12 protein-coding genes are annotated in these 13,214 nt (G+C 50.7%); 5 read left to right on the top strand and 7 right to left on the bottom strand.

Annotation, left to right across the window (positions count from 1 at the left end; translation table 11 throughout):
* Positions 1 to 21: 21 nt before the first annotated feature.
* Together ABYP33_RS03300 and ABYP33_RS03295 are read left to right on the top strand one after the other, a co-directional pair.
* Positions 22 to 705 (top strand): TetR family transcriptional regulator, encoded by a 684-nt coding sequence (locus ABYP33_RS03300; RefSeq protein WP_373088370.1) that lies wholly within the window; start codon positions 22 to 24, stop codon positions 703 to 705.
* A complete protein-coding gene (locus ABYP33_RS03295; RefSeq protein WP_008246857.1) occupies positions 705 to 926 on the top strand; it encodes a DUF3820 family protein in 222 nt (73 codons plus the stop codon). The genes ABYP33_RS03300 and ABYP33_RS03295 overlap by 1 nt, the downstream gene beginning before the upstream one ends.
* A 9-nt stretch (positions 927 to 935) precedes the next feature.
* Here ABYP33_RS03295 and ABYP33_RS03290 read toward each other — a convergent pair whose 3' ends face one another.
* On the bottom strand, positions 936 to 1,664 hold the full coding sequence (locus ABYP33_RS03290) for an SDR family oxidoreductase (protein ID WP_373088367.1): 729 nt from the start codon (positions 1,662 to 1,664) through the stop codon (positions 936 to 938).
* A 165-nt stretch (positions 1,665 to 1,829) separates the two neighbouring features.
* Between ABYP33_RS03290 and ABYP33_RS03285 the strand changes: the two genes are divergently transcribed.
* On the top strand, positions 1,830 to 2,645 hold the full coding sequence (locus tag ABYP33_RS03285; protein WP_373088365.1) for a queuosine precursor transporter: 816 nt from the start codon (positions 1,830 to 1,832) through the stop codon (positions 2,643 to 2,645).
* Positions 2,646 to 2,651: 6 nt separating this feature from the next.
* Here ABYP33_RS03285 and ABYP33_RS03280 read toward each other — a convergent pair whose 3' ends face one another.
* From ABYP33_RS03280 to ABYP33_RS03270, 3 genes are all read right to left on the bottom strand, one after another.
* A complete protein-coding gene (locus ABYP33_RS03280) occupies positions 2,652 to 3,800 on the bottom strand; it encodes an acyl-CoA dehydrogenase family protein (RefSeq protein WP_373088363.1) in 1,149 nt (382 codons plus the stop codon).
* Between the two features lie 18 nt (positions 3,801 to 3,818).
* Complete coding sequence (locus ABYP33_RS03275; protein ID WP_373088453.1) at positions 3,819 to 5,051, bottom strand: acetyl-CoA C-acetyltransferase; 1,233 nt, start codon at positions 5,049 to 5,051, stop codon at positions 3,819 to 3,821.
* 73 nt (positions 5,052 to 5,124) lie between these two features.
* Positions 5,125 to 5,895, bottom strand: coding sequence for an SDR family NAD(P)-dependent oxidoreductase (locus ABYP33_RS03270; protein ID WP_373088361.1), 771 nt, complete (start codon positions 5,893 to 5,895; stop codon positions 5,125 to 5,127).
* Between the two features lie 202 nt (positions 5,896 to 6,097).
* Here ABYP33_RS03270 and ABYP33_RS03265 point away from each other — a divergent pair, with 202 nt between their 5' ends.
* The gene (locus tag ABYP33_RS03265; RefSeq protein ID WP_373088359.1) at positions 6,098 to 7,099 is read left to right on the top strand and encodes an AraC family transcriptional regulator; all 1,002 of its coding nucleotides are present in this window, start codon (positions 6,098 to 6,100) and stop codon (positions 7,097 to 7,099) included.
* Positions 7,100 to 7,139: 40 nt separating this feature from the next.
* Here ABYP33_RS03265 and ABYP33_RS03260 read toward each other — a convergent pair whose 3' ends face one another.
* From ABYP33_RS03260 to edd, 3 genes are all read right to left on the bottom strand, one after another.
* Positions 7,140 to 9,146: a TonB-dependent receptor plug domain-containing protein gene (locus ABYP33_RS03260; protein WP_373088357.1), complete on the bottom strand. Its 2,007-nt coding sequence runs from the start codon at positions 9,144 to 9,146 to the stop codon at positions 7,140 to 7,142.
* Positions 9,147 to 9,517: 371 nt separating this feature from the next.
* On the bottom strand, positions 9,518 to 9,664 hold the full coding sequence (locus ABYP33_RS03255; RefSeq protein WP_373088355.1) for a hypothetical protein: 147 nt from the start codon (positions 9,662 to 9,664) through the stop codon (positions 9,518 to 9,520).
* A gap of 48 nt (positions 9,665 to 9,712) precedes the next feature.
* Positions 9,713 to 11,524, bottom strand: a complete 1,812-nt coding sequence (gene edd, locus ABYP33_RS03250; protein WP_373088353.1) for a phosphogluconate dehydratase — start codon at positions 11,522 to 11,524, stop codon at positions 9,713 to 9,715.
* 465 nt (positions 11,525 to 11,989) lie between these two features.
* Between edd and ABYP33_RS03245 the strand changes: the two genes are divergently transcribed.
* Positions 11,990 to 13,195, top strand: coding sequence for a cytochrome P450 (locus ABYP33_RS03245; RefSeq protein ID WP_373088351.1), 1,206 nt, complete (start codon positions 11,990 to 11,992; stop codon positions 13,193 to 13,195).
* Positions 13,196 to 13,214 lie beyond the last annotated feature (19 nt).

Raw genomic sequence — 13,214 nt, 5'->3', positions numbered from 1 at the left:
AAAAATGAGTAGCCAACCCCAATGAGTCGCCCGCAAAAACGTCACCGCAGCCACAGTGACACTGTAATCAATACCCGACAGGCCTTGCTGGAAGCGGTACTGGAGCTTATTAGTCGCGATAAAAGTTTCGACGCCATCAGCCTTCGCGAAGTTACCCGCGAAGTTGGTATTACTCCGGGCGCCTTTTACCGCCATTTTCCCGACATGAACACCCTCGGCCTTGAGCTGGTAACCACCTCCTTCAGCACCCTGCGCGCCATGCTAATCACCGTGCGCGCTAACCCAATACCCGAAGAACTGATTATTCGCCGCTCGGTCGAGACGTTTGTAACCTATGTTCGCGCCCATCGCCGTCAGTTTCAGTTTATTGCCCGAGAGAGCTTTGGTGGCGTTGCCTGCATCCGCGAGGCAATCAACGATGAATTCAAACAGTTAGAAATTGAGCTGGCCCACGACTTAAGGCGCTTGGTCACCCACGACAATTGGAGCGAGTCGGACTTGCGGATGCTCGCCAACCTTATGATCCGTTCCATGATACAAATCGTGAACCAACAATTGATGGCCAGACCCCGCGGCGAAGACGATGACGAACTCATCGCTCTCGCAGAAAAGCAGCTTCGCCTTATCGCACTTGGCGCCAACTCATGGCAGAGCAATCAAAATAAAGCCTTGAATGACGATACCAGCAAGGCTGGAAAGCCGTAATGGATCTCGAACAAAACCCGCAACAGCTGATCGATGCAGTCAATCAAGTCATGCCCTTTGGTAAATACAAAGGCAGAAAATTACTTGAGTTACCGGAACCCTATTTAGTGTGGTTCCACAAACAGGGTTTTCCGGCAGGGAAACTTGGCGAGCAGTTAGGCCTGATGTATGAAATCAAACTCAATGGTTTAGAGGGCATGTTGCGGCCTTTGCTACGCTAATTGCCCTTTTCAATTACTGACAATATGCCCAGCTTGCGGCCGCAGCACAATATCTTCTACCACCACATTGCGGTCGAGTTTATATATCGCCAGGAATGCGCGCGCCACATCGTCAGCGGGCATTAACTGCTCTTTGGCCACACCGCTGTCCTGCCAAGAAGGGGAATGAGTCGGCCCTGGTGACACGCAACACACCCGCACACCTTTGCCCCGCACTTCTTCGCGCAGCGCCTTAGTAAACCCACTAACCCCGTGTTTGGCAGCGCAATAAGCGGAGACCCCAGCGTAGCCTTCAAAACCCGCCGTTGAAGACATATTAAAAATATCTCCAGCCCCCTTGGCAATCATGGCCGGTAATACCATTTTCGACAGTAAAAACGTACTGCGCAAATTGGCGGCGATAATCCGGTCAAAATCGGCTACCGCCATATCGACAATACTCATACCCAGCCAACTTCCAGCGTTATTGATGAGCACATCAACCTCGCCCATCTCTGACCTGAGTGTCTGGGCGAAATCAGCCACCTGCTCCGCGTCGCTCACATCAACGGTGTATATCTTTACCGAGTTCGCCTTGGCGCAGTCCGCCGCAACGTCCATCAGCCCGCTGCGGGTGCGTGCAAGCAGCGCAAGGCGCACCGGAAAATCGGCGTTAGCAAAGCACTTTGCGATCGCCGCGCCAATGCCTTGCGAGGCCCCAGTGATAAGCACCAGTGGTGCGTAATGTTGAACTGACATAGAAACTCGCTTCACTCTAATCATCTAGTGTGCATAAATCGCTGATCGCTTTACCGAACAAAACTGTCGAGCAAGGTCGATTAATGTAAAATGCCTTGATCCGCCATATTACCGCATTTCGGCGCCAGAATTCCCGCTCTGCAATTTCGTCATTAGGATACGCCCATGATGAGCAATACCCTTAATAATAAAGCCACCCGTCTATTTATTTTTCTGGGCGGCTTTTTTGTGGCCAATGCCCTGATCGCGGAATTGATCGGCGTAAAAATATTTTCCCTCGAGCAGACCCTCGGCATGCCGCCGCTTGATCTCAATATTTTTGGTATTGAACACCTGTCTTTCAATCTCACAGTCGGGGTTTTACTGTGGCCCTTTGTTTTTGTGCTTACCGATATTATTAACGAATACTACGGCAAGCGCGGTGTGCAGTTATTGTCTTACCTCGCCGCGGGCTTAATTGTGTACGCCTTTGCCATGTTTTTTATTGGCATTCATCTAGTGCCAGCGGATTTTTGGCCGCAATCCCATATTAGCCCAGCACTCCCACAGAGCGAGCAAGATAATTTACGGGCGCTGGTCAGCGATTACGACGCAGCATTTAAATTAGTGTTTGGCCAGGGTTTGTGGATTATTCTTGGCTCCCTAGTCGCCTTTTTACTTGGTCAGATTATTGATGTAAAAGTGTTTCACCGAGTGAAAGAAATCACTGGGGAACGCTGGATATGGCTGCGCGCCACCGGCTCTACCTTGGTCAGCCAGTTTATCGACAGTTTTGTGGTGCTATTCATCGCCTTTTATATTGGCGCCGACTGGAGTTTACAGTTAGTTTTTGCGATTGGCGTAGTGAACTATATTTACAAGTTTATGATGGCCGTGGTCATGACGCCGGTGTTATATGGCGTGCACTATATAATTGAAAAATATTTGGGCGATGAACTGGCCAGCACCTTAAAACAACAGGCACTTGCCAGTTCGCACTAGCACTAATCAACTAAATACACTGCGTGAAATAATCATGCGCTGAATTTCGCTGGTGCCTTCATAAATACTGGTAATCCGCACATCTCTGGCCAAGCGCTCCAGGGGGTACTCGCGGTTATAACCATTGCCGCCCAGAATTTGCAGCCCGGTATAACACGCTCGGTTGGCGGCTTCCGAGGCAAACAATTTAGCCATGGAGGCCTGCTTACCAAAATCGCCGCCGCGCTCTTTGGTAAACGCCGCTTGCATTAATAGTAAGCGCGCCGCTTCCATTTCGGTGTAAGCGTCGGCCAACATCCACTGCAAACCCTGAAAATTAGCGATGGGCTGGCCGAATTGCTGGCGCTCTTTAGCGTAGTCTCTGGCGTAATCGAGTGCAGCTTCACCCAAACCCAACGCTAAGGATCCAACGCCAATACGACCACCGGCCAACTCACCCAAGGCCACTTGATAGCCACGGTTTAAGGTGCCCATGAGCGCGCTGGCGGGAATACGACAATCATCAAAATACACCGGATTGGTTGCCGAACCTTTCTGGCCCATCTTCTCTTCAGCCGGCCCCACGGTAAGACCAGCCGCTTCGCGCTCGACCAAAAAGCAGGAAATGCCCTTACCGCGCGGCGCGTCTTTGTCGGTTACCGCCCACACAACAAACACCCCTGCGTACTCGGCACTAGTAATATAGGCTTTGGAGCCATTTAAAACCCAGCCGTCGCCATCGCGCACTGCAGTGGTTTTCATCCCTGAGGGGTCTGAGCCGGCACCCGACTCGGTTAGGCAAAAGCCCGCCGCCAAATATTCACCGGAGCAAATTTTAGACAGGTAATTTTGCTTCTGCTCCGCACTCGCCACCGACTGAATCACTTCGGCCACCATATTGGTCACCGACACGGTGACTGCGGTAGAGGCGCAACCCCGGGCAATACTGCTAATTGCCAAACTAAACGCCACGGTCCCCGCTTCTGTGCCACCGTATGCCGCGTCGACATTCAGGCCCATAAAGCCTAAATCAGCGAGCTTTTTAAGATTCGCTAAAAATTCGTCTCGGCCCTGACCTGCATCCAGCTTGGCAGCGTTGCCGACGAGTTCCTTCTCGGCAAAATCCCGCGCCGTTTGCTGAATAAATTGCTGCTCTTCTGAGAGATTTAAATTCATGCTTGCTATCCGCCTGTATTACATACGCTCAATGATAATCGCCGGCGCCATGCCGCCCGCCGTACACATAGTAATAAGCCCACGCTTAAGGTTGCGGCGTTCTAACTCATCTAGCAGCGTGCCAATAAGAATCGAACCGGTCGCGCCAATCGGATGGCCCAACGCCATAGATCCACCGTTAACATTGATCTTGTCGCGGTCAATATTGAGTTTACGGATAAAGCGCTCCAAAACCACGGCAAATGCTTCATTCACCTCGAACAGATCAATATCGTCGATGGTGAGTCCCGCTTTTTTCAATACTTTTTCAGCGGCAGCAACGGGTGCATTTAGCATTAATGTTGGGCAATCGCCCATATTTGCCATCGCCAGCACTTTGGCTCTTGGCTTCCAGCCCTGCTTAGTTGCATAGGCCGGAGAAGCCAACAAAATTGCCGCCGCACCATCGACCACCCCAGATGAGTTACCCGCATGATGAACATGATTAATTTGAATGTCGGGATATTTCGCCTGCATTAAAGAACGGTAAGTCGTACCTTCTTCGTCTAGCGGCTGATCGGCCAAGATCGGGAAAGACGGCTTTAACTGCGATAAGGATTCCAAGGTAGTGCTCGGCCGTGGAAACTCTTCGCGATCCAGCGCTAGGCGGCCATCTTCATGGTATACCGGTACCAAAGACTTGTCGAAATAGCCATTTTCAATTGCGTGAGCAGCGCGCTGCTGGCTTACCACCGCAAGCTTGTCCAGTGCCTCGCGATCAATACCTTCTAGGGTCGCAATCGTATCGGCACACACCCCTTGATTAGTTTGGGGGTGGCGGGCACGCAGACGCATATTACCGCTGTCCATTACTACAGGCAGACCATTGTCGTGACCATAGCTCGACATCATCTCAGCACCGCCCGCAATGACGACATCTTCCATACCAGACATAATTGAGGCGGCCGCAATATTGACACTGGTAATACCCGAGCCGCAAAATCGATCTAAGGTCACACCGCTAGAGCGGATATCAAAGCCGGCATCGAGCGCCGACATACGCCCCATATCACCACCGTGGCGGCCTTTTTGGCAGCTCGTGCCCCACACTACGTCATCGACATCCGCGGTATTTAAGGTATTCCGGTCTACCAATGCCTTAAGCACACAGGCACCCAGTTGTTGCGGATGAATATCGGCCAAAGCGCCTTTACCCAATTTACCAATACCGCGGGGGGTGCGGCAGGCGTCAATAATCCACGCTTCAGTCATCATTAGCTCCACTCAATTTGCAAGAAGACCGAGGAGTCTTCCAGTGCTGTATTTATCAGAATTGTCCGTGTAATTACTTGGGCTGCATACGCAAACCGGCGTCCATACGAATACACTCACCGTTGATATAATCATTCTCAATAACACTGGTCACCATGTGGGCAATTTCAGCGGCGCGACCAAGACGCTTAGGAAACAGGGGCGTGCTGCTCAATGCTTCATACACCGGCGCGGGCAGTGATTCAAACATGGGGGTATTGATCAAGCCGGGGGCGATACAGTTAACACGAATACCAATCGTTGACAGATCGCGGGCAATCGGCAGTGTCATACCGACAATACCGCCTTTACTGGCGCTGTACGCCGCTTGACCAACCTGGCCTTCAAAGGCCGCCACCGACGCGGTATTAATAATTGCGCCACGAACACCGTCGGCGTTCTCGGGCGTATTTTTTGCCATTTGCTCAGCACACAAACGCAGCACATTGAAGGTGCCGGTCAAGTTTACGGCCAAGGTTTTGCTCCATAAATCCAGTGGGAACGGGCCGTTTTTACCAAGGGTTTTACTGCCCGTCGCAATACCTGCGCAGTTAACACAAATATGGATCGCGCCGAAGGCCGTCATGGTCTGCTCAATACCAGCCTTAATAGAATCTTCACTGGTAACGTTAACCTCGGCAAAAACCACCGACTCACCCAGCTCTGCGACGGCCGCCGCACCCGCTGTGGCGTTTAAATCAAATATTGCCGCCTTGCCGCCGAGACTGACCAAGCGTCGCACAATTTCTAAGCCCATGCCTGATGCGCCACCACTAACTACCGCTACCTTGCCTTGAATGTTCATATCGACTCCTAGCACCCGAGTGCGTGATTAATATAAAAGGGGCGGAAATTGCCCCAATAAGCGTATTTTCGTGCGGCCACCGCACCACAAATTAATTAAGGGGCATTTTGCCCCTACGACAAGCCCTAAAACAATGACATTGAGATGGTTAAAAATAGACATTTTGTTATAATTTGCGGCTAATCAAATTGGGCTACTCGATATGCGATCACCCACTATCGCCATTTATTTCGTGCAGAAATGCCTGCAGAACTTGCAACAGCAGCCCGACCTACAACTTACGCTACTGACTCAAAATCACATTAGCCCCAGCTTGCTCAAGCAAGCCAATGCCCGAATCCCAGCAGAAAACTACGCCAATCTCTGCCGCGACACCATGCAAGCCATGGATGACGAATTGATGGGATTTGGCGCCCAAGCGCAAAAGCTCGGCTGCTGGACGACCATGACCGAACTCGCGGCCAATGCACCCAACCTCGGCGAGGCCTTAAAACGCCTCACGCGCTTTTACCGCCTAATCCCCTGGGGCTTAAATACAAACTTAGAAATACATAATGACATCGCAAGTATCTCGCTCACGCCTAATACCGCGAATTCAGAGTTTGACCCCTATTTGTATGAGTCATTCCTCTTTTACATCCACCGCACTGCCAATTGGCTGATTGGCAGACAAATCCCCCTGCACCGAGTTGATTTTACTTTTAGCGAGCAGCCCCACGCGGCGGAATATTGGAACCTGTTTCTCACTAAAAACATTCACCACCAACAAGGCTACGCGCAACTTCAATTTTCCGCTTCTTTGCTTGAGCACAACGTAAACATTTCAGCCCAGACTTTAGAGAAGTTTTTAAACCACGTAAATTTGGCAATGATTACCCAGCCCTATACCTCGACAAGCTGGCATTACAAAGTAAGCTCACTGGTCGAGGCAACACTGCAACATAAACCAAGCTTTGCCGACCTTGCCAAGGAACTGAATATACACCCCCACACCCTCCGCAATTACTTGCGCCAGGAGGGTTTCCAATATCAAGAAATTAAAAACCGGGTACGCTGCGACACAGCTATTTTTCACTTGAATAGTATGGGCTGCAGTGTAGAAGAAACTGCATTTTTAATTGGCTTTTCAGAACCCAGTGCCTTTATTCGCTCCTTCAAAAAATGGACGGGAACAAAACCGATGGCATACAAAAAGCGCGAATAAACAGATCGTACTAAAGCCGATTAGCCATCGAGCTTAACGCTTAAAAATTCAGTCTAAACTTGAGGTACCCGCCCCGCTCAACCTCAGTCCGAGGCGTGCCCACCACCTTATCCACGTATTCCTCATGGCTACTGTCGAGCAAATTTTGGCCAACAAAGGAAATCGTCATTGCCTCGCCAATTCGCTTACTGACATGAACATCGAGCTCTGTGTATTCATCAATTCGTTGCCCATTGAGGTCGTCAACATAGCGCAGTGTTGCATCAACGCCCCAACCTTCACTCAAATCCCAGCTAGAACGAAATGTCAAGCGATGTTGCGGGCTATCACCTTCCGCGTTTGTCGCCGCCGGGTCGCCGCTGGCATCGGCTTCAACGTCGATTTGCACATTGCTATATTGCAACTCTGTGCGCCAGCTCGGGCTCAGCGCTGCACTGACTACCAGTTCGCCGCCCCAGGAGCGCGCATTGGCGCCATTGCTAGTGATGATCGGTACTTTAGCCGCTGGCGGGGGCGCCGAATTAGCTTCGAGTGCACCGGGCTCCAGCGTGCGCAAACCCTCGTATTCATTAAAAAATAGCGCAACATCCAAGTTCACCGCACGACCCAATTGCCGCCGCCAACCCAGCTCATAGGCTCGCAGTGTTTCGGATTGAAAAGATTCACTACCTTGGATCTGCAGTTGCACTTGCGGCGCGAGGTAATCAAAATCGACACGAAGATCGTGTTCAATACGCGAGGGCGTACGCTTCGCCTTCGAAACCGCCAACCACGCCGCCCCCTGCGCACTGTAACGCCAAATGGCGCGGGCATTCGGCTGAACCTCGCTACCACTAAAATCGTTATACTCTAATTTACTGCCAGCAATTAAACGCCAATTTTTAGTGACCGTAAACTCATACTGCAAAAAGCCGCTCGCCACGTCGTAGTGACGCTGCTCACGGGTAAAACGAATATACCGGTCAGCTAGCTTGTCGTCGGTATAGCGATAAGCTAAGCCCCAAACAAAGCGCCGTCGATCATCAATACGGTAGCTGTGTTGAAAATCAGCGTCGTAACTGTCAAGTGTCAGATTAAACAGCAAGTCAGCTCGCTCAGCGTGGTCGGCGTAGAATTTGAGACTATAATGTGATCGCTCATTTTGCTGATACTGCCAATGCGTCATCAAGTTAATGCCGGAAAATTCCGCTCGGGTATAGAACAAGCTTTCTAAACTTAGGGCGTTTTGATCCGGAAGCTCGAGCTCCTCTCCCTCTGCACCTTCATAGGCATTGACTTGTAGGCTAAATGCACCTAGCTCAGGGCTGCCTTGATCGTAGCGGAGCCCAGCCTGTACCGAATTCCAGCCGTCACGATTTTCACGGCCGTCGGGCCTAATAGCATCGTCACGTTCAAAGGCTTTAATGTGGGCGCGCAGGTATTTTTGCTCTCCTAGCTGCACCCCAACGCGATAGCCCGTAAACCATTTTTCCTCATTGCCAGCGCCCACTTCCAACATGCCACCTTGGGTTTCGGCGCTGTGCCGGGTCACAATATTAATAACGCCATTAAAGGCATTAGAACCCCACAGCGATGCGCCAGGGCCACGCACTACTTCAATGCGTTCAATATCGTTAATGAGGGTATCGAGGGTATCCCAAAACATGCCGACCTTGGCGGGAGAAAACATACTTCGCCCGTCGACCAGGATAAGCAGGCGATTGGTAAATATGCCGCCATTAAAGCCCCGAATACCGACACCCCATTTGGCAGAGCCAAACCGGGTAACCTCAACACCGGGCACAAGCCGCAATAATTCAGGAATACTTGTCGCGCCAGACCGCGCAATAGAATCCCGACTCAACACATACACTGCCGCAGACGACTCCCTATGCGACTCGCCTCGACGCACGCCCAGCGACACATCAATATCCAACAGTTCTTCTAAGCTCAACGACACGAGATCTTCAGTGCGATAATCCTTGGCATTAAGCCCACTGGCTGCCAAGCCTGCGCAAAGACAAAACGCGGTTGCGCGCACACCATATAATCTACCGCAATCAAACATAGCCGGCGTTTCCCATAGACATCATCGTTGCAGCACCCCTTGAACGCACTGTAGCCAGCGCCCGTTCACAAGAAATCAGCTCAAATACCATGCGTCACGACCTGCCACGTTTCCGTATCAGTTAAAAATGCGCGTGTCGCAAGCCAAGAAACATAAAAATGAACCCTGCACTACTCCCCGCTAACTCAAAAAGTATAGAACACTAGGATTAAAAGGCGAGTTTGTTTGAGGAACTGCTCAGATCATGGGACATCGTGACCATCTACCGCGCCGCCCCGGCTGGTACAGAGTGAATAAATACCCAAGTAATCCCCGATTTGCAGTCAAGCGTTCTTGCAGTTCGCATTGATGTGCTACCGATAAGCAAACTGCTATTGTCCATTTCGGCCACAGGCAACCACCCTTGAGTTAGCGGGCAATTTGTCCTCACAATAACTGCAATACAGCGCAGGAATAAACTTGCGAAACGCGAAATCGCCAGCGCCGCCAAAAATGACAGTATTACCGGGCTCTGCCATACCATTTCCCAGTTAGTGAGACGAGCGCTCACCAATCAGTGGTGATAATTACCCATCCATTACCGACGCACCGTGTTCGGCATCACTCACTAATTTTCTAAAACCAGAGAACAGCTCCCGCCCCATGCCCTCTTGATGGCCACCTGCGTAAATCGCTGCTGGCCGCGTGAACACAGATTCATCCAGTACCCGCAATACACTGTGGTCGGCGTCGAACTCGATCATATCCCCGTCACGCAACTGCGCTATTGGGCCACCATCAAGGGCCTCTGGGCTTAAATGAATTGCAGCGGCTACCTTGCCAGACGCCCCAGACATGCGACCGTCCGTTACCAGAGCAACCTTGTAGCCACGGTCCTGCAACACACCCAGCAATGGCGTTAGTTTGTGGAGTTCAGGCATACCATTCGCCTTCGGTCCCTGAAAACGCACCACGGCGATAAAATCGCGATTAAGATCACCAGAATCAAAGCGGGTCTTCATTTCATCTTGATCACTAAAAATAACGGCAGGCGCCGTTAACACGCGATACTCGGGCTTAACTGCCGAGGTCTTAATCACCGAGCGACCCAGGTTGCCCTGCATCAAACGCAAGCCCCCTTCTTTGCTAAAGGGCTGTTCGACAGTGGCTATAATCTCTGTATCCAAACTAACGGTCGGCCCACCACGCCATACTACACCACCATCATGATCTACAAAGGGCTCTTCGCAATAGCGCCGCATGCCACCCGCACCTGCAACCGTGCTCACATCGTTATGAAGCAGTCCATTATCGAGCAATTCTTTAATCAATAGCGGCATGCCGCCGGCAGCCTGAAAATGGTTTACATCGGCTAGGCCATTAGGGTAAATCCGGCACAACAAAGGCACCACTTCCGACAGCTCCGCCATGTCTTGCCAATTAATAATTACTCCTGCAGCACGGGCAATAGCAACTAAGTGGATTGTGTGATTTGTTGAACCACCGGTTGCCAACAAACCAATAATGCCGTTGACAATGCTCTGTTCATTAACCATTTCACCGAGTGGCAAAAACCCCGGCGATAGCGGCGACAAGTTATTCAGCGTAGCAACCGCGGCTTTGGTCATTGCTTCACGCATCGGCGTCCCCGGATTAATAAACGAACTGCCGGGCAACTGCATGCCCATAATTTCCATTAGCATTTGGTTGCTATTCGCGGTGCCGTAAAAAGTGCAGGTACCGGCGCTGTGGTAGGACTCGCTCTCTGCCTGAAGTAATTCTGCGCGCCCGACCTTGCCTTCGGCGTAAAGCTGGCGAATACGGCTTTTCTCGGCGTTTGGCAGCCCCGACTCCATCGGCCCTGCGGGCACAAACAAACAGGGCAAATGCCCAAAGGCCAGCGCGCCAATGGCCAAACCCGGTACAATCTTGTCGCAAACACCAAGACATAAAACGCCATCAAACATGTCGTGAGAAAGCGCAACGCCTGTCGCCATCGCAATATTGTCGCGACTAAAAAGCGACAACTCCATACCCTCCCGCCCTTGCGTTACACCGTCGCACATCGCAGGCACACCACCAGCAAACTGGGCTACGGCGCCCAACTCCCGCGCCGCCGCTTTAAGTTGCGCCGGGTAATCCTGAAACGGCTGATGGGCGGACAACATATCGTTATAAGAAGAGACAATGGCAAAGTTCGCCGCGCGATCAATAGCCAATGCAGACTTGTCGTGCGCATCAGAAGCGGCAAAACCGTGGGCTAAATTGCCGCAAGATAAATGCCCCCGCGACACACCGGGGCGGTGGGCACGACGAATTTTCTCTAGATACGCTTGGCGACTTGCTGCACTGCGTTCGATAATCGTTTGAGTAACCTTGTCAATCACTTTATTAAGCACGCTAGTTATCCCCGCCTGATTAATCTTTCATTGACAGCTAAAATATTACACTGACCTAAGTCGCTGTCATTTAAATAAATATGGCACACAACAAAAAGCAACAACCCATAATAATTATAATTAAGCCACAACGCATGTGCTGTGATCTAGCGCAATGCGCGATGACATGCCTCAATTGACCGAATATTGTCTAATATTGTACGTACCCCTATCTCCATAATGCACTGTCAACACCGAAACAGCGTCCAGCTCTAATACGCGCTCACTAGAAGTATGCATGTGTTTATGTGCTGCGATATGCACGTTCAAACACCGCGCAATGAAGCTGACCGCTTAAGCTTGTTTATTGACCTAAATCTCCCTCCCATAACATTTCCGTGATTAATATCGTGGCCAATCTACCGCCAAGTAAACCTGCCCCAATTAAAATATGCCCAACAGGGCTTCATAGAAGAGGATAAAACAATGAGCCAGTGCCCATTCGCCAATCTACTGAGCTTGGCTACCTATCAAAATGGAATGCCCTACGAAGAGCTCGCTCGAATTCGCGCGCACGGGTCAATGGTGTACATGGAAGATCCAGAGAAAGGCGTGCCATATTGGGCCGTTGTTAAGCGCGACGCACTGGACTTTGTCTCGCAAAACCCAGACCTATTTTCGTCAAACTTGCAGGGTGCTTTCCCAATGGAAGTACACGAAAGCGAGAAAGAGATCCAAGCGATTATGCAGGAGAACATTATTATCGCCATGGATCCGCCTAAGCACTTGAAATACCGTAAAATTGTCAGGGATGCCTTTACACCTAAAGCCGTGAACAATATGGAGACGTGGTTGCGCCAGAGCGCACGCGCCTTTATTGATCGTGTGGCCAGCGAGGCGGGGTATGAGTTTGTAGAAGATATTGCCGCAGAACTGCCCTTAATGGCCATTCTCAAACTACTTGGCGTTCCTCAAGAAGACCGCAAGCAGTTTTTTGAGTGGACGAACATCATGGCCTTCGCCGATGATCCAGACCTCGCCACCAGTCGCGACGAAGCCAACACAGTAAGCTTTGAGGTCATGGGCTATGCCGCTGAACTCGCCGCTAAGCAGCGGTCAAACCCCACTAGCCAGGTTGTTGAGGCTTTACTAAACGGTGAAGTCGACGGCCAGAAAGTCACCGAAGAAATGTTTGCCTGGATGTTCATATTGATTATGGTTGGCGGCAATGAAAGTACTCGCACCGCGACGGCACACGGCATGCGCCTCTTAATGGCGCACCCGGACCAGCTTCAACACTTGGTTAACCACCCAGCAGATATCGCCGATGCCGTTGAAGAAATGCTCCGTTATAACACGGCATTTATTGCGATGCGCCGGACAGCGACCCAAGATATTGATTGGAACGGTTACAGTATAAAGAAGGGCGATAAAGTCGTATTACATTACCATGCAGTTAATCACAATGAAGATGTATTCGGTGACGATGCGATGAAATTTGATCTTCACCGCGCCAAAAAAATGCCGACACTACGCCGGGAAATGCGTGCATTTGGCATTGGTGAACATTTTTGCTTGGGCATGAATTTAGCCCGTATGGAATTAAATATTATTTTTGAAGAACTGATTCCACGTATTCGCAATCCGAAATTTGCCGGCGACGTAACGTATATGCGTTCTTTTTTTTATTAACACAATTAAATCAATGCCA

Origin of the sequence: Zhongshania sp. (assembly GCF_041584495.1) — a bacterium.
In the GTDB taxonomy this organism is placed as follows: domain Bacteria; phylum Pseudomonadota; class Gammaproteobacteria; order Pseudomonadales; family Spongiibacteraceae; genus Spongiibacter.
The sequence above is the reverse complement of the archived record's forward strand: the minus strand, read 5'-3'. Positions and strand labels throughout refer to the sequence as shown.